Here is a 19,321-nt window from a genome sequence, read left to right on the forward strand (position 1 = left end):
CCCCGTCCGCCATGCCCGGCCACCATGCCCGTCCACCATGCCCACCCCCACACCTGGCCGCCACCGCAACCGCCACACCCGGCCGCCACACCCGGCCGCCACTCCCGCCCGCTCCCATCTACAGCCCCCGCTCCCCCAGGAACTTCACGATCAGGGCCTCCCACTCCTCCGGGCCCTCCACCATCGGCACGTGGCCGGTCTCGATCTCGGCGTATTCGGCGCCGGGTATGTGGTCGGCCAGGTAGCGCGAGTTGGAGGGGTGGATGAGCTGGTCCCGGGTGGCGGCGATGACCAGGGTCGGTACGGTGATGCCGGGCAGGTCGCCGGTGGTGTCGACCTCCTTGACCAGCGCGGCCTGCTCGGCCGAACCGGCCGGCGGGAGGGCCGGGTCCGGGTCGAGGACGGCGGCCAGTTCGGCGGGCGGCAGGGCGTTGAGGGTTTCGGGGGCGAGGCCGCTGAGCGCGCGGGCCTGGGCGAAGCCCGCGTAGTCGCCGCGGTCCAGCAGGCGCAGCCACAGGTCGAGCCAGACGTTCGCGCGGTGGTCGGGCTTGGCGAGTCCGGCGGTCAGGACGAGGCCGCGTACCCGCTCGGGATGGCGCGCGGCGGCCCGTACGGACACCGCCGTTCCGAGGGAGTAACCGATCAGGGTGAACGTCTCGACGCCCGCCGTGACGGCCTCGGCCACGAGGGCGTCGGCGAGGGCGTCGAGCTCCAGGGGGCCGTCGGCGCGCGGGGTGCGGCCGGAGCCGGGGTAGTCCGGCGCGACGACGGTGTGGCCGGTGGCGGCCAGGGCGGGGATGAGCCCTGCGAAGTTGCCGGCGATGCTGCCGGTCGCGCCGTGGGCGAGGAGGATGCCGTGGGCGGCGGGGACGGCGCCGGGGTCGGCGGGGGTGACGGTCGTGGACAGGGCGGGAAGGCGCGGTGCGACCGCGGGAATCTTCGTCATGCGCACCAGGTTGACGCCTGACACCGGTGTGAAGGTCAAGTCGCCGGTCCGAGGGGCCGGTCTTCAGGGGAGGCAGTCGATGGCGCGGGCGGCGGGGGAGTGCGGGGTGCGGGGGAGCGCGGGAGGTTCGCTGCGTATCGGGGAGCTGGCCGCGCGTTCGGGGGCCAGCGCGCGGTCGCTGCGCTACTACGAGCAGCAGGGGCTGCTGCGCGCGGACCGGGACGCGAACGGTTACCGCCGTTACGGGCCCGAGGCGCTGGAGACCGTCGGGCGGATCCGTGAGCTGCTCGCCACCGGTCTGAGCACCGACGCCATCCGCGACCTGCTGCCGTGCGCCCAGGGCGGCCCCGGGCTCGTCCTCTGCGACGTCTCCTGCGGGGTGCTGGAGCGGCAGCTGGCGCAGCTGGACGCGGAGATCGCCGAGCTGGCGCGCAGGCGCGAGGCGCTGGCGACGTACGCGCATGTCATGCGCCAACGCCGGGACCAGGACCGGGCGTTGGCCGCGATGGCGCTCCGCTCGGCCTGAGGGCGTACCGCCAGGCTGTGCCCAACTGGCCGCGCTGACCTGCGCAGATGTTTTCTCATTCATTTTTCATTGAACAAAATGGGGTTCAGCGGCGTGTACGGGTTGCGGAATGCGGCCCACGGGTCGGATCCTCGGGTGCACCGTTGTTCGGGGGAACAGCGGTGTGTTCACGGCATCGGGGGATCGTTGTGTTACGTGTCCATTTCACGGCGGAGGATCTGCGCCGTACGCGGATCGCCGAGGGGGCCGACCCCCTGTGGGAGACCGTCCTGAGCCTGCACCGCCTGCGCGAGAGCCGTACCGAGCCGGCGCTGGCCGCCTGGCGGCAGCACGCCGCGCGGCACGGGCCCGGCCCCTTACGGATGCTGCTGCCGCTCGTACCGCCGCGCGGCTACTTTCCCGACTTCCTCACCCCGGCGGCCGGAACGGCCGGCGTGGAGCCGGGCCTGGAAGCGGTGATGACGACGCCCCGGCGCCGGCTGCGGGCCGAACTGGGCCTGCTCGCCGGGCAGGCGCACCGGCCGGGACACGGCCAGCACGCCGCCCCGCACTCCTGGATGCGCTCCCTCGCCGACGGCGAGCCGGCCGCGCTGCGCGCCCTCGCCCGCGGCCTGCGCACGTACCACCACACCGCCCTGGGCCCCGGCTGGCCGCTGATCGGGCAGCGCGTCGAGGCCGACCGTACGCTGCGGCTGCACGCGCTGCGCCAGGACGGCGCCGAGGCCATGCTGCGGACCTTCGGACCGGCCATGCGCTGGCGGCGGCCCGTCCTGGAGGTGCGCTATCCGCGCGACGGGGACCTGCGCCTGGAGGGGCGGGGCCTGCTGCTCGTGCCGTCGTACTTCTGCGCCCACCCGGTCACCTACGTGGACACGGAGCTGCCGCCGGTCCTCGTCTACCCCGCGGCGCCCCCGGCACGGGCGGCGGAGTCCGGGCACCGTGCGCAGGCGGGCGCCGGACACGCCGAAGGGCTCCGCCTCCGTACGTACGGAGGCGGAGCCCTTCGTGGCTTCCCGACCAGGTTCGGGTCGCTGACCGGAACCAGGTTCCAGCGGTTGCGCCCCGGGATCAGAAGCGACGCGTGATCAGCGCGCGCTTGACCTCCTGGATCGCCTTGGTGACCTCGATACCGCGCGGGCAGGCGTCCGTGCAGTTGAAGGTCGTACGGCAGCGCCAGACGCCGTCCTTGTCGTTGAGGATTTCGAGCCGCTGCTCGCCGCCCTCGTCACGGCTGTCGAAGATGAAGCGGTGCGCGTTGACGATCGCCGCCGGGCCGAAGTACTGGCCGTCGTTCCAGAACACCGGGCACGAGGACGTGCACGCGGCGCACAGGATGCACTTGGTGGTGTCGTCGAAGCGCTCGCGGTCCTCGGCGGACTGCAGGCGCTCCCGCGTCGGCTGGTTGCCGGTGGTGATCAGGAACGGCATCACGTCCCGGTACGCCTGGAAGAACGGCTCCATGTCCACCACGAGGTCCTTGAGGACCGTCAGGCCCTTGATGGCCTCGACCGTGATGGGCTTCTCCGGGTTGATGTCCTTCAGCAGCGTCTTGCACGCCAGGCGGTTCTTGCCGTTGATCCGCATGGCGTCGGAGCCGCAGATGCCGTGCGCGCAGGAGCGGCGGAAGGTCAGCGTGCCGTCCTGCTCCCACTTGACCTTGTGGAGGGCGTCCAGGACGCGCTCCTTCGGGTCCATCTCCAGCTGGAAGTCCTGCCAGGTGGCGTCCTCGGAGACCTCCGGGTTGAACCGGCGGATCCGCAGCGTGATGGTGATGGTGTGCGCGGCGCCGTCCTCGGCCGCGTCCAGGGCCTTGGAGTGCTTTTCGAGGGTGGAGGTGCTCATCAGTACTTACGCTCCATCGGCTGGTAGCGGGTCTGGACGACCGGCTTGTAGTCGAGGCGGATCGACTCCGAGCCGTCTGCCGCCACCTCGCGGTACGCCATGGTGTGCCGCATGAAGTTGACGTCGTCGCGGTTGGGGTAGTCCTCGCGGTAGTGACCGCCGCGGGACTCCTTGCGGGCCAGCGCGGACACGGCCATCACCTCGGCCAGGTCGAGCAGGTTGCCCAGCTCCACGGCCTCCAGCAGGTCGGTGTTGAACCGCTTGCCCTTGTCCTGGATGGACACGTTCAGGTACCGCTCGCGCAGCTCGCCGATCTTCTCGACCGCGGTCTTGATCGTCTGCTCGGTGCGGAACACCATCACGTTGGCGTCCATGGTCTCCTGGAGCTCCTTGCGGATCTCGGTGACCCGCTCGTTGCCCGAGGCCGAGCGCAGCCGCTCGACCTGCTCCTGGACCATCTTCGCCGGGTCCTCCGGCAGCTCGACGAAGTCCGCGGTGGCCGCGTACTCCGCCGCCGCGATGCCCGCCCGGCGGCCGAAGACGTTGATGTCCAGCAGCGAGTTGGTGCCCAGGCGGTTGGCGCCGTGCACGGACACGCAGGCGACCTCGCCGGCGGCGTACAGGCCCGGCACGACGGTGGTGTTGTCGGCCAGCACCTCGCCCTCGACGTTGGTCGGGATGCCGCCCATGGCGTAGTGCGCGGTCGGCTGGATCGGGATCGGGTCCGTGTAGGGCTCGATGCCGAGGTAGGTGCGCGCGAACTCGGTGATGTCGGGCAGCTTGGCGTCCAGCTGCTCCGGCGGCAGGTGCGTCAGGTCCAGGTAGACGTGGTCGCCCTCGGGACCGCAGCCGCGGCCCTCGCGGATCTCCGTGTAGATGGAGCGCGAGACGACGTCACGCGAGGCGAGGTCCTTCATGACGGGCGCGTACTTCTCCATGAAGCGCTCGCCGTCCTTGTTGCGGAGGATGCCGCCCTCACCACGGGCGCCCTCCGTCAGCAGGATGCCCATCCGCCAGATGCCGGTCGGGTGGAACTGGAAGAACTCCATGTCCTCCAGCGGCAGCCCGCGGCGGTACGCGGCGGCCTGGCCGTCACCGGTCAGGGTGTGCGCGTTGGAGGTCACCTTGAAGAACTTGCCGGTGCCGCCGGACGCGAAGATCACGGCCTTCGCCTGGAAGACGTGGATCTCGCCGGTGGCCAGCTCGTACGCGACCACGCCGGCCGACTTCTTCACGCCGTCGACGTCCTGGAGCAGCAGGTCCAGGACGTAGAACTCGTTGAAGAACTCGACGCCCTCCTTGACGCAGTTCTGGTACAGCGTCTGGAGGATCATGTGGCCGGTGCGGTCCGAGGCGTAGCAGGACCGGCGGACCGGGGCCTCACCGTGGTTACGGGAGTGGCCGCCGAAGCGGCGCTGGTCGATGGTGCCGTTCGGGGTGCGGTTGAACGGCAGGCCCATCCGCTCCAGGTCCAGGACCGAGTCGATGGCCTCCTTCGCCAGGATCTCGGCGGCGTCCTGGTCGACCAGGTAGTCGCCGCCCTTGATCGTGTCGAAGGTGTGCCACTCCCAGTTGTCCTCCTCGACGTTGGCCAGGGCGGCGGCCATGCCGCCCTGCGCCGCGCCGGTGTGGGAGCGGGTGGGGTACAGCTTCGTCAGGACCGCGGTGCGGCTGCGCTTGGTGGCCTCGATGGCCGCGCGCATGCCCGCGCCGCCGGCGCCGACGATGACCGTGTCGTACTTGTGGATCTTCATGAGTCGGTTACCTCAGCCCCGGGGCCTAGCGGATGTTCGGGTCGAAGGTGAAGATCACCAGCGTGCCCAGAAGGACGGTGAACACCGTGGCGGTGTACAGGAGCATCTTCAGCCAGAAGCGGGTGTTGTCCCGCTGCGCGTAGTCGTTGATGACCGTGCGCAGGCCGTTGGCGCCGTGCAGCATCGCCAGCCACAGCATCACCAGGTCCCAGACCTGCCAGAAGGGCGAGGCCCAGCGGCCGGCCACGAAGGCGAAGCCGATCTTGGAGACACCGCCGTCCAGCACGAGCTGGAGCAGCAGGTGGCCGAGGACCAGGACGACCAGCACGATGCCGGACAGCCGCATGAACAGCCAGCCGTACATCTCGAAGTTCGTACGGGTCGTCTTGGGCGTCTTCTTCGTACGCTTGCGGGGCGGCTCGATCACGGGAGCCGGGTTGTCCACGTCGTACAGGGAGACGGAGTCGTTCACAGCGGGACCTGCGGGGGATTGAGTTTCAGCAGACATCGCGCGTCATCAGCTCCCGAACAGCGTGCGCAGCGTGTGCTGCAGCACGGGGTAGAAAGCGCCGGCCATCAGGACGGCCCACACGGCGACAACGGTCCACAGCAGCTGCTTCTGGTACTTCGGTCCCTTGGACCAGAAGTCCACGGCGATCACACGGAGACCGTTGAGCGCGTGGAAGAGGATGGCGGCGACGAGGCCGTACTCCATCACGTTGACGAGTGGCGTCTTGTACGTGGCAACGACGTCGTCATAGGCCTCGGGGGAGACGCGGACGAGTGCGGTGTCGAGGACGTGCACGAACAGGAAGAAGAAAATGAGGACGCCGGTGACTCGGTGAGCCACCCAGGACCACATGCCTTCCCGGCCGCGGTACAGCGTTCCAGCCGGCACGGAAAAACCCTCCGGGAGCGGGGATCGGGGCCTGCCGGCTTCTCTGTCGGTCTGGCCCGGCCGGGTACGGTCCACCGGCCCCGGCCATCGTAGCGACGGACTGTCGGTTCCTCCCGCCGGGGTCCTCAGGTGTGATCAAACAGGCACGTACGGGCTACCCGCCGGGGGCGGTCCGGCCCTGTACTTCGGGCGGGGGAACGGGGTAAAGGGCGAGGCGGGGGCCGGGACCGGGGTGCCCGGTCCGGGGCCGTACGGTGCGGACCGCTGCTCAGTCCTGGGACGCCGCGAGCCGGGCGAGCCGTCCGCGGGCGATCCGGCGCAGCTCGTCGGCGGCGATCGCCCGCTCCTCCTCGGGCTCGTTGCCGAGCCGGTCGTGGATCGCGGAGAGCACCACGTTCAGCAGTTCGGTGTCGCGGAAGCCGGCCAGGCAGATGACGAAGACGTGCCGGAACTGGCGTTCGTACTCGGCGTGCGCGGCGCGCAGCGCGGTGTGCGCGGCGAGCGTGCCCGGGCCGCGCGCGCCGACGAGCGGCTCCGGCGCGACGGTCTCCCCGGCCAGCGCCTCGTCCAGGTCGGCCGCGGTCAGGTCGTAGCTGGCCTCGTCGGCGGCGGCCAGCAGGGCATCCGCGTCCGGGTACGGGCGGTGCGCGGCCAGCCGGCGGGCCCAGCGGCGGCTGCCGCAGCACAGCAGCAGGGCCGCCTCGGCGGCGTCCGGCGGGGCGGCGTTCAGCCGGTCCAGGCCGGTCGTACGGGCCGGGGCGGTGCTGCCGGGAGGCGGTGGCGGCAGCGGCGGGAGTTTCTGGGAGGGTGTGGCGGGCCGGGGAGTGCGCAGCGGTGTCGGCGGCGGGGCGGCCGGGAGATCGCTGGGCTGCATGGGCTCCTCGGGGCGGAGAACGCTGATCAAGGCGGCCGGAGCGCTCGGCCGCGGCGGAGGTGCGGGGCCGTCGGCTCCGGAAGGGGTGAACGGATGGAGACGCCACCGTAACGACGTCTGTCGATCACTGTCCGACGGATGCGCGGATTTCACCCGTATGGGAGAGCTTTCCCGCGCGTAGGAGACGTGAACGTCTGTCACCTGGCAATACCTTCGCCCCGGAAAGGGAGGTTTTGCGTATATGAGGACCGGAAAACTGGCCGCGAGCATCACCGCAGGAGTGACCGCCGCCCTCACGGCACTGGCCGTCACGGGATGCTCGGAGCGCGGCACCCCGGCCGAGGGCCAGGCCGGCAGCCCCTCCGCCGCGCCCACCCCCACCTGGGCCCCGGTCCAGGGCCCGCCCCGTACCGTGCCCGCCGTACAGAAGTTCACCGCGGCCGACGGGCGCGGCTGGCGGCCCACGAAGACGGCCCGCGTCGTGGTGCCCGCGGGCGAGAAGAGCCCGGCCGCCGACGAGGCCCGGCGGTTCGCCCGGGAACTGGGCGGCCTGCGGACGGTCTGGGGCAGACAGTCCGTACGGCCCGGAGACGTCGAGCTGCGCTTGTCCGGCGGCCAGGACGCCGCCCGCCGCGCCGACAACGCCCCCGTGTACGACACCGCCGCCGAGGCGTACACCCTCACGTCCCGCGGCACCCGCCTCACCCTCACCGCCCCCACCGACGCCGGCCTCTTCAACGCCACCCGCACCGTCCTGCAGTCCGTACGGACCTCCGGCGGCGTCCCCGAAGGCACGGTCGAGGACCGGCCCGACCGGGCGCAGCGCGGCTTCATGCTGGACATCGCGCGCAAGCACTTCGACGCCGGGTGGATCGAGGACCGCATCCGCGACCTCGCCGGGCTCAAGCTCAACCAGCTCCAGCTGCACTTCTCCGACGACCAGGCCTTCCGCATCGAGAGCGAGAAGCACCCCGAGATCGTCTCCGCCGACCACCTGACCAAGGACCAGGTGCGCCACCTGGTCGAGGTCGCCCGCGGCCTGCACGTCACCGTCATCCCGGAGATCGACTCACCCGGCCACCTCGGCGCCGTCCTGCGCGCCCACCCGGACCTCCAGCTGCGCTCCGCCGACGGACGCGCCGAGCGCGGCGCCATGGACATCTCGCAGCCCGGCGCCGCCGGGATCGTGGACGACCTGCTGCGCGAGTACGCCCCGCTCTTCCCCGGCGGGCACTGGCACCTGGGCGGCGACGAGTACCGCGCGCTGGCCGACCGGGCCCCGGCCGAGAGCTACCCGCAGCTGGCCCGCGCCGCGCAGGAGAAGTACGGGGACGGCGCCACCATCGAGGACCTGGCCACCGGCTGGCTCAACGACCGGGACAAGACCGTGCGGGCCGCCGGGGCCCAGCAGGTCGAGGCGTGGAACGACGGCTACTTCCGCGACACGGACGTCGCTCCGGACCCCCGCCGCACCGTCGCCTACTGGACGGGCAAGGAGATCGGCGCCCGCGAACCGGACGAGTACCTGCGCGAGAACCGCACGGTCGTCAACCTCAACGACGAGTACCTGTACTACGTGCTCGGCGAGCCCAACGACATGCCGTACCCGACCGGCGAACGCATCTACACGCAGTGGAACCCCGGCGTGCTGCGTGGCACCGAGGCCGTACCGCGGTCGCGGTCCGGCCCGGACCGGGTGGTCGGGGCGCGCCTCGCGGTCTGGTGCGACCTGGCCGGCGAGCAGACGCAGGAGCAGGTGGCGGACGGCATCCGGAGGCCGCTGCGCGCGCTGGCGCAGAAGGTCTGGGACCGCCGCGATCCGGCCCTTTCCTGGGCGGACTTCACAAAACTGGCCGACCAGGTCTGAGCGGCCAGGGCCGGACGCGGCGAGAGGGGACGACCGGGGCCGCCACCCCCCACAGGAGAGGCCCCGGCCGTCGTTCCAGGGAGGCCCGGTGACGAGCCCCTGTCCCTTACAGCGCCGGACGCCGCGAAAGCGTCACACGGGGTGCGGACCGGGGCACGGCACGTGCCGCGCGCCGGGCCCCGCCCGGTGCGCGGGTGCTCTGGACGCGGGGTGCGCCCTGGCCGTAGCGTGCGGGTCCGCGCCGCCCGGCGCGGTGGCCGGACGTCCTCCCGCCGGTACGGAGCGGCAGGTCAGCAGCAGCCCGGGTGCCCGGTGTGCGGGCGGCCGGGTTACCGTCAGCGGGGACACACGGGTTACCAGGGGTACCCGCGGTGCCCGAGAACAGCGAATCAGCGAGGACCGGGCGGCGGACTTTCCGCGTGCGACAGGATGGACCCGTGCGAGGGGACGACATTCAGCCGGACGACGGCCGGCTGACGGTCGCCGTACAGGCGGCGCAGGGCGGCGACGAGGCGGCGTTCCGTACCGTCTACCGCGCCGTGCATCCCCGGCTTATCGGATATGTACGGACCTTGGTGGGCGAAGCGGACGCCGAAGACGTGGCCTCCGAGGCGTGGTTGCAGATCACCCGCGACCTGGCCCGGTTCAGCGGCGACGCCGACCGGTTCCGGGGCTGGGCCGCGCGCATAGCCCGCAACCGCGCCCTGGACCACATACGCATGCGCGGCCGCCGCCCCGCGGTCGGCGGCGACGAGACCGAACTGGCCGACAAAGCGGGCGCTTCGGACACCGCCGGCGAGGCCATGGAAGCCCTCGGCACCCACCACACCTTCCGCCTGATCTCCCGGCTCCCGCAGGACCAGGCCGAAGCCGTCGTCCTGCGCGTACTGGTCGGCCTGGACGCCAAGAGCGCGGCCGGAGTACTGGGCAAGCGGCCCGGCGCCGTACGGACCGCCGCACACCGCGGCCTGCGGCGCCTGGCCGACCTCCTCGGAGCCGGCGGCGAGGACGGCGGCGGACCCGGCAAGGATGGCGGACCAGGCAAGGGCGGCGGACCCGTGGAAGAGGTGCCCGCCCAGGGCATCGGACGGGGCACGGCACGGGGTGAGGGCGCGGCGGAATCGTACGTACCGGGTGTGACGGAAACGGCCGCACGAACGCAGAAGGACATGTGATGGCCGACGACCGGTACGACTGGCTCGACGAGGAGGCCGCGGAGCGACTGCTGCGCGGCGAACCGGCCGGTTCCCCGGACGGCGCCGCCGCCGCGGAACTCACCGCCCTGCTGAACACCGCAGCGGCGGCCGGCCGGGCCCCGGCCGGGGACACCCCGCTGCCCGGCGAGGAAGCCGCCGTCGCCGCCTTCCGGCAGGCACACGGCCCCGCCGCGGCCGCCGCGGCCGACATCACCGCCGCGCCCGCGACGGCAGCCGTACGCACCCCCCGCGGCGCCGGCCCGGCCACCCGCCGCCGCTTCGGACGCCCCCTGCGCCGCGGCTTCATGGTGGCCCTGGCCGGCTGCGCGCTCGGCGGCGTCGCCGTGGCCGCCGGCGCGGGCGTCCTGCCCAGCCCCTTCCGCGGCGGCCCCGGACCGGCCCCGGCCACCAGCGTCTCGGCCGCCGAGTCCCCCGGCCAGGACGCCACCGACGACACCAGCACGGCCACCGGCGGTGCCACCCGGCTGCCGGACCCGGACAGTCCCGGCACGGGCCGGCCCGGACCCCTGATCACCGACGGCGGGAACGACCGGGGCACCGGCACCACCCCGCCCCCCGCCCCCGGCCGCAGCGCCCCCGGCCAGGACGCCACCGGTGGCGGCAGCACCGGCGACGGTGACAGCCGGCCCGACGGGCCCGGGGACCGGCCCGACGCCCAGGAGAAGTACCGGCTCGGCGTCACGTTCTGCCGCACCTACGAATCGGGCCGCCGCGCCGCCCTGGGCCAGGACACCCTCCGCCGCCTGGAACGCGCGGCCGGCGGCTCCGACAAGGTGCACGCCTTCTGCCGCCAGTACCTCTCCCACGCCCCGGGCGGGGGCAAGGGCGACAGCCGCTACGACGGCGACGGCCGCGGCGACCACGGGCAGGGCGGCCATGGCAAGGGCCATGACAAGGGGCACGGCGGCAAGGGCGGGGACGAGGACGACGACCGGCACCGGTATGCGCCGTCGGCCGGGTTCGCCGGCCCTGGCGCGCCGCGCCTTCCTGGAGGACCACTCGTCGCCATGGTGTGACGTTTTCCGGGCGCCCGGCGCAGTACGGAGTGAAGCCGACTGGTCATCGGCTTGCGCGCGAGCCGGGGTTCCCCCCGTACCAACGGCTCGTCGCACCTGGCGCGGGCGGGGCACGTTCCCCCGGCCCTGCCCGCGCTGTTCTTTGCGCCTAAGCCGGCGCCGCTCTCGCGGGACTGGTTGCTGTGGGTGGGGGATGCTCAATTGGTGGGTGGGGTTACTGCGGCTGGCCGGGGTTACTTGTAGATCACTACCTTGTCGCCTGGTTTTACCTGGTGGAACAGGGTGGCGACCTTGTTGCTGTCGCGGACGTTCACGCAGCCGTGGGAGGCGCCGCTGTAGCCGCGGGCTGCGAAGTCGGCGGAGTAGTGGACGGCCTGGCCGCCGCTGAAGAACATCGCGTACGGCATGGGGGTGTGGTAGATCGACGAGACGTGGTGCCGGCTCTTGAACGTGATGGTGAAAGTGCCCTCGCGGGTCGGTGTGTACTGCGCGCCGAAGCGGACGTCCATCGCCGAGCGGACCTTGCCGTCCACCATCCAGGCGAGTGAGTTGCTCCGCTTGCTGATGCACAGGACGCGGCCCGTCATGCAGCGCGGGTCGCGCCGGACGGGCGGCTTCCTGGTCTTCTTCTTGGGGCGCGGATACATCTCGGCGCGGGTCGGCGGGCGGGTGCGCGCGTGCAGGGCGTGCCAGGACGCGCGGTCCAGTGTGCCGGTACGCCGCAGACCGCACCGGCCCTGGAACGCCGACACGGCGGTGGCGGTCTGCCGGCCGTAGAAACCGGTGGGCTTACGGCGGAAGAGTGACAACTGGGCCAGCCGGGCCTGAAGTTCGCGCACCCGGTGGCTCCGGTCGCCGGGGGCGAGCACGGGCTTGACCGCGCGGCGGGGTGCCTTGCTGGCGCGGGCGCGTCCGGGGGGTGCCTTGTCCGCCGTACGGGCGGGGAGGGCTTCCGCGCGCTCCGGTGCGGTGGCGGTGGCGGTGGAGGACGCCGAGGGGAGTCCGCCGTTCGGGGTGATCGTGATGGTCTTGCAGCCGGCTGTCACGGCCAGCACCACCAGCCCCGCTGCCACCGTACGTCCCTTGCGCACGCCGTGTCCCTTCCGCGTCCCTGTCATGGCGGCACCCCTGTGGTGACACCGGTCCCTCGTAGATTCCCAGGCCCGCGGGGAACCGAACCTGGGCGCGCACAGGGGTGACGGGGCATGGAGGCGCGGGGGCGCAGAGGGTGCCGCGGTGTCCGTCCGGCGCGCCCCCCGGCTGCTTCGGCGGGGCCGCGCGCGGGGGTGTCCGGCGCGCCAAGGGACAATGAGGAAATGTCACCGCGTCGCCCGTGCCCCGTATGCAACCGAGAGATCGCCGTCGTCGGCGGCCGCTTCGCCCGGCACGACCCGCCGGGCCGCCGCACCGTGCTGGAGCTGGTGTCGTGCCCCGGCTCCCGCCGTATCGCGCCGATGATGGCCCCGGCGGAGCGTCTGTTCGATCCGGAGGAGCCGCCGTTTCCGGGGCAGCAGCCGCTGTTCTGAGCTGCCGCCGGGATGCGGTGCCGTCCGTCCGGTACCGGACGGTTCCGTCCTGGTGTTCCGTGGATCACCACGAGATCAGCCGCCGCCGACCACGAGAAGGAGGCGGGCGGAGGGCGGGTGCCCGGGGAGGTCCGGTGTCCGGTGTGCCGTTCAAGTCGGGTGCCCCGTACGGAGGTCGGCGGCTGAGCGGCGGGTTGTCGTGGTCCGTCCGGATGGTGAGACCCCCGGCGCGGCGCAACCCCGGGTGGCGAGCCGACGTCTGGCAATCCGATCGACGGAAGTAGGGGCCAGATGATCGACGGTCGCAGGGGTGACGGAGCCGGCCGGGAGGCACCGCGCGGGGCGGGCGCGCCGCGCGTCGTCCGGCCGGTCCGTGAAGGCCCGCCGCCGGCCGGGCGCGCCGCTGAGCTGGCCGCCCTCGACGCGGTGGCGGACGAGGTGCCGGCGGGCCGCACACGGGTGGTGCAGGTGGTGGGGAACGCCGGGGTGGGCCGGACGGCCCTGCTGGAGCACTGGCTGGACGGCGTCCCGCGCTTCCGTGCCGCGCGGGTGCGCTGCCACCGGCTCCAGCGCGACTTCGCCTTCGGTACGGCGCGGCGGCTGCTCCACCCGCTCGTCGCGGCCGCCGGGGAGGAGGAGCGCGGGGCGCTGCTCGACGGGGTGGGGGAGACGGTGCTGCGCATCCTCGACCCGGAAGGTCCGTGGGGCGGCGACTCCGGTACGTACGCCGATGCCGACGGCACGCTGGCGGGCCTGGACCGCCTCGCCTTCCGGCTGTCCCGTGAACAGCCGCTGCTGCTGGCGGTCGACGACCTCCAGTGGATCGACGCGCCGTCGCTGCGGTGGCTGGCGCACCTGGTCAACCGGGCGGACACCCAGCCGATCCTGGTGGCCGTCACCACCCGTACCGGAGAGCGCCCGGCGCCCGGCGACCTGTACGACGCCCTCGTACACCCCGCCGTCTGCCGCACCCTGGCGCTGGAGCCGCTCGGCCCGGCGGACGTGGCGCAGCTGGTGGCGCGCGAGTTCGGCGAGCCCCGGCCGGACCCGTCGTTCAGCGCCGCCTGCCACGCCGCCACCGAGGGGCACCCGCTCTTCCTGCGCGCCCTGCTGTGCGACGCGCGGCGCGGCGGCGTACGGCCCACGAAGGAGGACCGGGACCGGATCCGGAGCTTCGGCCTGCCCACGCTGCTGCGGGAGGTACGGCACCGGCTGGGCCAGGGATCCCCGGCCGTGGCCGAGCTGGCGCGCGGCCTGGCGGTCCTCGGGGACGGCGTGCCGTGGCCGCTCCTCGCGGCGTACTGCGGCACCGGTGAGGCCGTGGTCCGTTCGGCGGGGGCGGAGCTGCACTCCCTCGGGCTGCTGGGGGCCGGGGACGAGCCGCGCTTCGTCCACCGGGTGGTCCGTGAGGCCGTGCTGGCGGAGTGGACGCCCCAGGAGGTCGGCGCGGCCCATGCGCGGGCGGCGCAGGTGTCGCACCTGAGCGGGCGCCCGGACGAGGAGGTGGCCGCGCACGTGATGGCGGCCGGCCCGGTGCCCGGCAGCTGGCCGCTGGCGGTGCTGCGCCGGGCCGCCGGAGAGGCGCTGCGCCGGGGCGCGGCCGAGACCGCCGTGACGTATCTGCGGCACGCGGTCTTCCAGCCGGCCGCCCCGCAGGAGCACGCCCAGGTGCTGGTGCAGCTGGCCGTCGCCGCCAGTCACTACGACCCCGGCCTCGCCGTCTCGTACGGCACGGCCGCGCTGGAGCACCTCACCGACGCCACCGCCTGCTCCGAGGCCGTCGGGGTGCTGGCCTACTGCCACCTGATGTCGCGTGGCGGGCGCGACGGCAGCCCCGACCTGGCGCGGCTGGCCGCCGAGCTGAGCGCGCGTACGGGTGCCGCGCCGGGGGGCCGCGAGCCGTTGCTGCGGATGCAGGCACTGGTCGAGTGGCTGGAGTTCGAACGTCCTTCGGTCCGTGTCCCGGGCCGGGCCGGCGCGCGCGCCGCCGATCTGGACGGGCACACCCCCGGGGAACGGCAGCTGCTCGCCGTACGCGCCTTCACGGCCTTGCGGGCGGGCGAGCCCGCCGGCCGCGTCACCGAGCTGCTGGACCGGGCCAGGGTGAACCTCCCGGCCTTCTCGCACGACCTCTTCCCGCTGCACTACTTCGTCGCCCAGGCGCTGCTGTACCTGGACGACCTCGACGCGGCCGGCGAGCTGTGCGACCGCCTCCTGCACCGGACGGGGGAGACGGGTACGGAGCCGCCGGCGTCCTGGCTGCTCATCCACCGGGCCGCCGTCGCGCTCCGCCGCGGGAACGTGGCGCAGGCCGCCGCGGTGGCCCGGACCGTGACCGAACAGGCCCGCGGAGCGCGGGACGTCCCGTACCGCATGACGCTGGACACCATCCGGATCGACACCCTGCTGGAACAGGGCGACCTGGAGGAAGCCGAGCGCATCGCCGCGGTCCACTCCGCCACGGACCCGTCCGACGCCTCCTGGGAGTGGCCGCGTTTCCTGCTGAGCCTGGCCGCGCTGCGCACCGCCCTCGGGGACCGGCGGGCCGGGCTGACGCTGCTGCGGGAGTGCGGGCACCACTACGAGGCGGCGGGAACCGTCAGCCCGGCGATCGCCCCCTGGCGCTCCCGTGCCGCCGGGGTCAGCCTCCTGCTGGGGTACGGGAGCGACGCCCGCGCGCTCGCCGAGGAGGAGCTGGAACGGGCGCGGGCCTGCCGGATACCGCGCGCCGTCGGGGTGGCCCTGCACGCCGCCGGGCAGGTCACCGGCGGGGCGGGCGGCCTGGAGCGGGTGGCGGAGGCGGTGGACGTACTGGAGGGCACCCCCGCGGACCTCGAACTCGCCCGGGCACTGCACACGCTGGGCGGCGCGCTGCTGCGGCGCGACGACAAGCCCGGGGCCCGTACGGCGCTACGGCGCGGACTGGACCTCGCGGCCGGGTGCGGGGCCGGCGTCCTCGCACGCAGCCTCCAGCAGCGGCTGCACGACGCGGGTGGCCGGGCCGGCAGCCGGGGAGCGGGCGGCTGTCCGCTGACGGCCGGGGAGGAGCGCGTCGCCGTGCTGGCCGCCGAAGGGTGGAGCAACAAGCGGATCGCCGAGCATCTCTTCGTCTCCCTGCGGACGGTGGAGACGCACCTGACCGGGGCCTACCGCAAGCTGCGTATCGGGGGGCGGCGCGAACTGGGCGACGCGCTGCGGGGGTTGGAGCGACGCCGCTGACCCGGCGCTGCTTGTCACGCAGTGCCGGGTCAGGGGTGGCAGGCCGGTGGCGGCGGGTCAGGGGGCCGGGTCAGCAGTTCACGCGCAGGACTTCGGCGTAGTTCGGCCAGGTTCCCTTGAGCTGGAAGCAGCTGTCCTTGCTGACGTCGTCGACGGTGACCGTCTTCGGCGGGCCGCCCGTGTACCCGGCGAAGGTGACCTTGACGGTGGCCCCGGTCGCCTCCTCCGGGAAGTGCGCCTTCCAGGTCGCCTGCACGGCCTTGGCGTTGTGGCAGTAGTTCTTCTTCTCGATGCCCGCGGGCCCCTGCCATTCGTAGCAGGTGTCGACGAAGTACAGCGCGTCGTTCTTGAACTGGATGGAGTTCTGCGCGCTCGCGGCGGCCGACGGCGCCGTCAGGATTCCGCCGCCGAGCACGAGGGCGAGAACGGCCGCGCCGTATCCGCCCGCCGTCTTCACCCGATGAGTTCCGGAGGTCATGTTCCCGTTCCCTTCGCCCGGTCTAGCACTGCTTCTCGGTGATCTTCGGACCGAAGGTGGTGCCGGAGAGTTCGTAGCAGTAGTCACGCTTCAGATCGGTGATCTGCGGTGTGATGTTGCCGCCGGCGACCTGCGCCAGCACTGTCACATTCAGCTCCACACCGGTCGCGTCCTGCGGTATCTCCACCCGCCAGGTGTCGTTGATCTTCTTTCCGGCATCGCAGCTGTCGGACGTCTTCGAGCCCGTCCACTGGTAACAGGTACTGGCCACGAACCAGCCCTTGTTCTCGAAGGAGATGAAGTGGCCCGACGCGGCCGAGGCCGGGGGTGCCGTCACCACCGCGCCGCCCAGTGCGATGCCGATCGCGGCGGTCGCGCAGGCCGCCGTACGCCTGATGTTTCTCATACTCGCGTCCTTTCGCCGGTCCCGCGGTTCACTTCTGGCCGCACGGCTGGGTGTCGGGCTTGGCACGCTTGGCGTTCTCCTTGAGCAGCGCCTCGGTGCGCACCCCGGATATCTTCGCGCCGCCGAACTTCCCACCCTGGACGGTGATGTCGGAAACGGTGCGTTCCATGTCGTGACCCAGCTTGAGCGTGCCCCGGTACCCCGGCTTCACGGTGATTTCGACGCTGTCGGTCTTCGTCTCGGTATTGGTCTCGTTGTACTGTCCGCTGATCCCGATGCCGACGCCCTTGGCCAGCGGGATGTCGACGGAGCCGCCCACGTTCCAGCCCCAGGCGAACGCGTGCATACCGCCGACCGACTGCTTGATGTCGGTGGCGCCCGCGCCCGTCGAGCAGTTCTCCAGCACCTTGGCCTGGGTGCCGTCGCTCCCCGCGTCGAACCACTTCGTCACCTTTTCCGGGGTGCCGACCGTGGCCGCCTTGCAGGAGACCGACTGGCTCCTGCACTGCTCCAGGGCTTCCTTGACCCGGGCCGGGTCGGAGTCCTTGAGCCCGTTCTTGTACTCGACCGTCGGTGTCGCCTCGTTCACCCAGTTGTCCGTGGCGCCGTCGACGGCAGGGTATTCGGGCGGAATGGCCAGGGCTGCCGGAGTGGCGAATCCGAGGGCGGCGGTGAGGGCGCCGGCCACCACGCCCGTGCGTGTGTACTTCATGGCTCTGCTCGCTTCCTCGTCCGTCAGCAGCCGGTTTCGATCAGCTTTTCCGAGCCGAGCAGGCCCCGGATCTCGAAGCAGTGGTTCTTGCCGGTGTCCCGCACCGGGGCGCTGTCCCTGTTCTTGTCCCACGGCGACAGCTTCAGGTTGACCACCGCGGAGGTCGCCTCTTCCGGGAAGTACGCGGTCCAGGACTGGCCCACGGCCTTTCCCTGGTGGCAGTAGTCCTTGCCGCTGGTACCCAGCCACTCGTAGCACGTGGTCGCTACGATGCCCGCCTTGTTGGTGATTTTGACGTAGTTCTCGCTCGCCGCGTGCGCGGCCGGGGCGAGGGCCACGGCGGAGGTGCAGAGCGCCGCTCCGGCCGCCAGGCTGTATACCGTCCTTCGGGCAATTCTCATGGTTCCGGCCTTTCTCCGTGCTGTGCCGCGGCGCGGGAGGAGTGCATCGAGGTGCGATGCCGCGCCGTGTGGTCACAGTTATGCCGGGCCGGGCCGGGGTTGGGAAGAAATAAAGCCCAGAACTGCGGTAGGGAACGGGAATTCAGCGGTCGACCACGAATTCCCGTACGGGCGGCCACGGCGCGCAGCCGTGGCCGGGCACCGTCATGGTGCGAGCACGTCCAGTTCGGCCATCGCGCCCACGGTGATCTCGCGGGTCAGCGCCTCGGCGCGGTCCGCGTCGCCGACCCGTACCGCCTCGGCGACCTGGACGTGCAGGGTCACCGCGGCCGGGTCGGGGTCGGTGAACATGACGTGGTGGTGGGTGCGGCCGGTGAGGACGGCGGCCACCACGTCGCCGAGCCGGGCGAACATCTCGTTGCCGGAGGCGGTCAGCACGACGCGGTGGAAGGCCACGTCGTGCACCAGGTACGCGTCGAGCTGCTGGCCGCGCGAGGTGGCGACCATGCCCATGGCGTGCTCGGTCAGCTCGGCGCACTGCCGCGGGGTGGCGTGCCGGGCGGCCAGGCCCGCGGCGGCCGGTTCGACGGCGGAGCGCAGCACGGTCAGGGAGCGCAGCTGCCGGGGGCGGTCGGGGCCGTCCAGCCGCCAGCCGATGACGCGCGGGTCGTAGACGTTCCACTCCTCGGCGGGGCGTACGGTCACGCCGACCCGGCGCCGCGAGGCCACCAGGTGCATGGATTCCAGGACCCGTATCGCCTCGCGGATGACCGTACGGGACACCTCGAAGCGCTCTTCCAGCTCGTCGGTGCGCAAGATCGTGCCCGGCGGGTACTCACCCGCGGTGATGGCGGGTCCGAGGGACTCCAGTACCCGCGCGTGCAGCCCCTGACCCGCCCCCTGGTTCTCCATGGGATCAGCCTACGTTCCCGGAGCGGGTCCGCTTTTAAGTATGACTTTTACATCACAGAGGCTTGAATACGTCGTATCCCATGGGTTTCAGTGGGACGACAGACCGATGTCAAAGAGGACAGCGAGGTACACGGGATGAGCACCCCCCACGTCATCGTCGTGATGGGCGTGGCCGGCACCGGCAAGACGACGATCGGGCCGCTGGTGGCCACCGACCTCGATGTCCCCTACGCCGAGGGCGACGACTTCCACCCCCCGGCCAACATCGCCAAGATGTCCGCCGGCACCCCCCTCCAGGACGCCGACCGGTGGCCCTGGCTGGACGCCATCGGCGCCTGGGCCCACGGCCGCGCGGGTCAGGGCGGGGTGGTCAGCAGCTCGGCGCTCAAGCGCGCCTACCGTGACCGCCTGCGGGCCGCCGCACCCGGCATCGTCTTCCTGCACCTGACCGGCGACCGGTCGCTGATCGAGACCCGGATGGCCGAGCGCAAGGGCCACTTCATGCCCACCGCGCTGCTGGACTCCCAGTTCGCCACCCTGGAACCGCTCGGCCCGGACGAGGCGGGCGTCGCCGTCGACGTGTCCGGCACCCCCCGGGAGATCGCCGACCGCGCCGTCGAGGCCCTGCGCCACTACGACACCGGCCGGCCCGCCCCCGCCTGACCCCGGTCCGCACTCCCCGCCGGCGCGAGGGCACCGCCCCGTACGCCCCCGCTCCCGCGCCCCG

At 72.6% G+C, this 19,321-nt stretch carries 20 protein-coding genes; 8 read left to right on the forward strand and 12 right to left on the reverse strand.

Going from position 1 to position 19,321, the window contains the following annotated elements:
• Window positions 1-118: 118 nt before the first annotated feature.
• Entirely contained in the window at window positions 119-946 is an 828-nt protein-coding gene (locus tag AB0L45_RS35055) for an alpha/beta hydrolase (protein ID WP_365847373.1), read from the reverse strand.
• On the opposite strand from AB0L45_RS35055, the gene AB0L45_RS35060 reads away from it, so the two are divergent.
• Both AB0L45_RS35060 and AB0L45_RS35065 read left to right on the forward strand, forming a co-directional pair.
• Complete coding sequence (locus AB0L45_RS35060) at window positions 945-1,472, forward strand: MerR family transcriptional regulator (RefSeq protein WP_365847375.1); 528 nt, start codon at window positions 945-947, stop codon at window positions 1,470-1,472. The two genes, AB0L45_RS35055 and AB0L45_RS35060, sit on opposite strands and share 2 nt — an antisense overlap.
• Window positions 1,473-1,660: 188 nt before the next feature.
• Window positions 1,661-2,557 carry a hypothetical protein gene (locus tag AB0L45_RS35065; RefSeq protein WP_365847377.1) on the forward strand — a complete coding sequence of 299 codons (897 nt, stop codon included), beginning with the start codon at window positions 1,661-1,663 and terminating at the stop codon, window positions 2,555-2,557.
• On the opposite strand, the gene AB0L45_RS35070 is transcribed toward AB0L45_RS35065, so the two are convergent.
• From AB0L45_RS35070 to AB0L45_RS35090, 5 genes are all read right to left on the reverse strand, one after another.
• Window positions 2,541-3,314: a succinate dehydrogenase iron-sulfur subunit gene (locus AB0L45_RS35070; RefSeq protein WP_365847379.1), complete on the reverse strand. Its 774-nt coding sequence runs from the start codon at window positions 3,312-3,314 to the stop codon at window positions 2,541-2,543. The genes AB0L45_RS35065 and AB0L45_RS35070 overlap by 17 nt on opposite strands.
• A complete protein-coding gene (sdhA, locus tag AB0L45_RS35075) occupies window positions 3,314-5,068 on the reverse strand; it encodes a succinate dehydrogenase flavoprotein subunit (RefSeq protein ID WP_361636290.1) in 1,755 nt (584 codons plus the stop codon). Before sdhA ends, AB0L45_RS35070 begins: the two co-directional genes overlap by 1 nt.
• Before the next feature lie 25 nt (window positions 5,069-5,093).
• Complete coding sequence (locus AB0L45_RS35080) at window positions 5,094-5,576, reverse strand: succinate dehydrogenase hydrophobic membrane anchor subunit (RefSeq protein WP_031002750.1); 483 nt, start codon at window positions 5,574-5,576, stop codon at window positions 5,094-5,096.
• A 9-nt stretch (window positions 5,577-5,585) separates the two neighbouring features.
• Window positions 5,586-5,966 carry a succinate dehydrogenase, cytochrome b556 subunit gene (gene sdhC / locus AB0L45_RS35085; protein WP_030024133.1) on the reverse strand — a complete coding sequence of 127 codons (381 nt, stop codon included), beginning with the start codon at window positions 5,964-5,966 and terminating at the stop codon, window positions 5,586-5,588.
• Window positions 5,967-6,234: 268 nt separating this feature from the next.
• Window positions 6,235-6,840, reverse strand: coding sequence for a 2-oxo-4-hydroxy-4-carboxy-5-ureidoimidazoline decarboxylase (locus AB0L45_RS35090; protein ID WP_365847382.1), 606 nt, complete (start codon window positions 6,838-6,840; stop codon window positions 6,235-6,237).
• A 241-nt stretch (window positions 6,841-7,081) separates the two neighbouring features.
• Between AB0L45_RS35090 and AB0L45_RS35095 the strand changes: the two genes are divergently transcribed.
• The 3 genes from AB0L45_RS35095 to AB0L45_RS35105 all read left to right on the forward strand — a co-directional run bounded on the left by AB0L45_RS35095 (window position 7,082) and on the right by AB0L45_RS35105 (window position 10,940).
• Window positions 7,082-8,707, forward strand: coding sequence for a glycoside hydrolase family 20 protein (locus AB0L45_RS35095; RefSeq protein WP_365847384.1), 1,626 nt, complete (start codon window positions 7,082-7,084; stop codon window positions 8,705-8,707).
• 437 nt (window positions 8,708-9,144) lie between these two features.
• Complete coding sequence (locus AB0L45_RS35100) at window positions 9,145-9,882, forward strand: RNA polymerase sigma factor (RefSeq protein ID WP_365847386.1); 738 nt, start codon at window positions 9,145-9,147, stop codon at window positions 9,880-9,882.
• Entirely contained in the window at window positions 9,882-10,940 is a 1,059-nt protein-coding gene (locus AB0L45_RS35105; protein ID WP_365847388.1) for a hypothetical protein, read from the forward strand. The genes AB0L45_RS35100 and AB0L45_RS35105 overlap by 1 nt, the downstream gene beginning before the upstream one ends.
• A 233-nt stretch (window positions 10,941-11,173) precedes the next feature.
• Here AB0L45_RS35105 and AB0L45_RS35110 read toward each other — a convergent pair whose 3' ends face one another.
• Entirely contained in the window at window positions 11,174-12,058 is an 885-nt protein-coding gene (locus AB0L45_RS35110) for a L,D-transpeptidase family protein (protein WP_365847390.1), read from the reverse strand.
• A 198-nt stretch (window positions 12,059-12,256) separates the two neighbouring features.
• On the opposite strand from AB0L45_RS35110, the gene AB0L45_RS35115 reads away from it, so the two are divergent.
• Entirely contained in the window at window positions 12,257-12,466 is a 210-nt protein-coding gene (locus AB0L45_RS35115) for a hypothetical protein (RefSeq protein ID WP_365847392.1), read from the forward strand.
• Between the two features lie 291 nt (window positions 12,467-12,757).
• Window positions 12,758-15,685 carry an AAA family ATPase gene (locus tag AB0L45_RS35120; RefSeq protein ID WP_365847394.1) on the forward strand — a complete coding sequence of 976 codons (2,928 nt, stop codon included), beginning with the start codon at window positions 12,758-12,760 and terminating at the stop codon, window positions 15,683-15,685.
• Between the two features lie 70 nt (window positions 15,686-15,755).
• Here the strand turns inward: AB0L45_RS35120 and AB0L45_RS35125 are convergent, their stop codons facing one another.
• The 5 genes from AB0L45_RS35125 to AB0L45_RS35145 form a co-directional block, all read right to left on the reverse strand.
• Complete coding sequence (locus AB0L45_RS35125) at window positions 15,756-16,163, reverse strand: hypothetical protein (protein ID WP_365847396.1); 408 nt, start codon at window positions 16,161-16,163, stop codon at window positions 15,756-15,758.
• Window positions 16,164-16,185: 22 nt separating this feature from the next.
• Entirely contained in the window at window positions 16,186-16,569 is a 384-nt protein-coding gene (locus AB0L45_RS35130; RefSeq protein WP_365847398.1) for a hypothetical protein, read from the reverse strand.
• Between the two features lie 28 nt (window positions 16,570-16,597).
• On the reverse strand, window positions 16,598-17,281 hold the full coding sequence (locus AB0L45_RS35135; protein WP_365847400.1) for a hypothetical protein: 684 nt from the start codon (window positions 17,279-17,281) through the stop codon (window positions 16,598-16,600).
• A 23-nt stretch (window positions 17,282-17,304) separates the two neighbouring features.
• On the reverse strand, window positions 17,305-17,682 hold the full coding sequence (locus AB0L45_RS35140) for a hypothetical protein (protein ID WP_365847402.1): 378 nt from the start codon (window positions 17,680-17,682) through the stop codon (window positions 17,305-17,307).
• A 204-nt stretch (window positions 17,683-17,886) separates the two neighbouring features.
• Window positions 17,887-18,594 carry an FCD domain-containing protein gene (locus tag AB0L45_RS35145; RefSeq protein WP_365847404.1) on the reverse strand — a complete coding sequence of 236 codons (708 nt, stop codon included), beginning with the start codon at window positions 18,592-18,594 and terminating at the stop codon, window positions 17,887-17,889.
• Between the two features lie 135 nt (window positions 18,595-18,729).
• Here AB0L45_RS35145 and AB0L45_RS35150 point away from each other — a divergent pair, with 135 nt between their 5' ends.
• Window positions 18,730-19,257 carry a gluconokinase gene (locus AB0L45_RS35150; protein WP_365847406.1) on the forward strand — a complete coding sequence of 176 codons (528 nt, stop codon included), beginning with the start codon at window positions 18,730-18,732 and terminating at the stop codon, window positions 19,255-19,257.
• Window positions 19,258-19,321: the final 64 nt, after the last annotated feature.

Source organism: Streptomyces sp. NPDC052496 (genome assembly GCF_040679095.1).
Lineage (GTDB): Bacteria > Actinomycetota > Actinomycetes > Streptomycetales > Streptomycetaceae > Streptomyces.

Bases quoted from the DNA above. Each gene is read 5' to 3' on its own strand.
- AB0L45_RS35060 (WP_365847375.1), top strand. From the start codon at position 945: ATGCGCACCAGGTTGACGCCTGACACCGGTGTGAAGGTCAAGTCGCCG.
- AB0L45_RS35055 (WP_365847373.1), bottom strand. From the start codon at position 946: ATGACGAAGATTCCCGCGGTCGCACCGCGCCTTCCCGCCCTGTCCACG.
- AB0L45_RS35070 (WP_365847379.1), bottom strand. From the start codon at position 3,314: ATGAGCACCTCCACCCTCGAAAAGCACTCCAAGGCCCTGGACGCGGCC.
- sdhA (WP_361636290.1), bottom strand. From the start codon at position 5,068: ATGAAGATCCACAAGTACGACACGGTCATCGTCGGCGCCGGCGGCGCG.
- AB0L45_RS35080 (WP_031002750.1), bottom strand. From the start codon at position 5,576: ATGTCTGCTGAAACTCAATCCCCCGCAGGTCCCGCTGTGAACGACTCC.
- AB0L45_RS35090 (WP_365847382.1), bottom strand. From the start codon at position 6,840: ATGCAGCCCAGCGATCTCCCGGCCGCCCCGCCGCCGACACCGCTGCGC.
- AB0L45_RS35095 (WP_365847384.1), top strand. From the start codon at position 7,082: ATGAGGACCGGAAAACTGGCCGCGAGCATCACCGCAGGAGTGACCGCC.
- AB0L45_RS35105 (WP_365847388.1), top strand. From the start codon at position 9,882: ATGGCCGACGACCGGTACGACTGGCTCGACGAGGAGGCCGCGGAGCGA.
- AB0L45_RS35110 (WP_365847390.1), bottom strand. From the start codon at position 12,058: ATGACAGGGACGCGGAAGGGACACGGCGTGCGCAAGGGACGTACGGTG.
- AB0L45_RS35115 (WP_365847392.1), top strand. From the start codon at position 12,257: ATGTCACCGCGTCGCCCGTGCCCCGTATGCAACCGAGAGATCGCCGTC.
- AB0L45_RS35120 (WP_365847394.1), top strand. From the start codon at position 12,758: ATGATCGACGGTCGCAGGGGTGACGGAGCCGGCCGGGAGGCACCGCGC.
- AB0L45_RS35125 (WP_365847396.1), bottom strand. From the start codon at position 16,163: ATGACCTCCGGAACTCATCGGGTGAAGACGGCGGGCGGATACGGCGCG.
- AB0L45_RS35130 (WP_365847398.1), bottom strand. From the start codon at position 16,569: ATGAGAAACATCAGGCGTACGGCGGCCTGCGCGACCGCCGCGATCGGC.
- AB0L45_RS35135 (WP_365847400.1), bottom strand. From the start codon at position 17,281: ATGAAGTACACACGCACGGGCGTGGTGGCCGGCGCCCTCACCGCCGCC.
- AB0L45_RS35140 (WP_365847402.1), bottom strand. From the start codon at position 17,682: ATGAGAATTGCCCGAAGGACGGTATACAGCCTGGCGGCCGGAGCGGCG.
- AB0L45_RS35145 (WP_365847404.1), bottom strand. From the start codon at position 18,594: ATGGAGAACCAGGGGGCGGGTCAGGGGCTGCACGCGCGGGTACTGGAG.
- AB0L45_RS35150 (WP_365847406.1), top strand. From the start codon at position 18,730: ATGAGCACCCCCCACGTCATCGTCGTGATGGGCGTGGCCGGCACCGGC.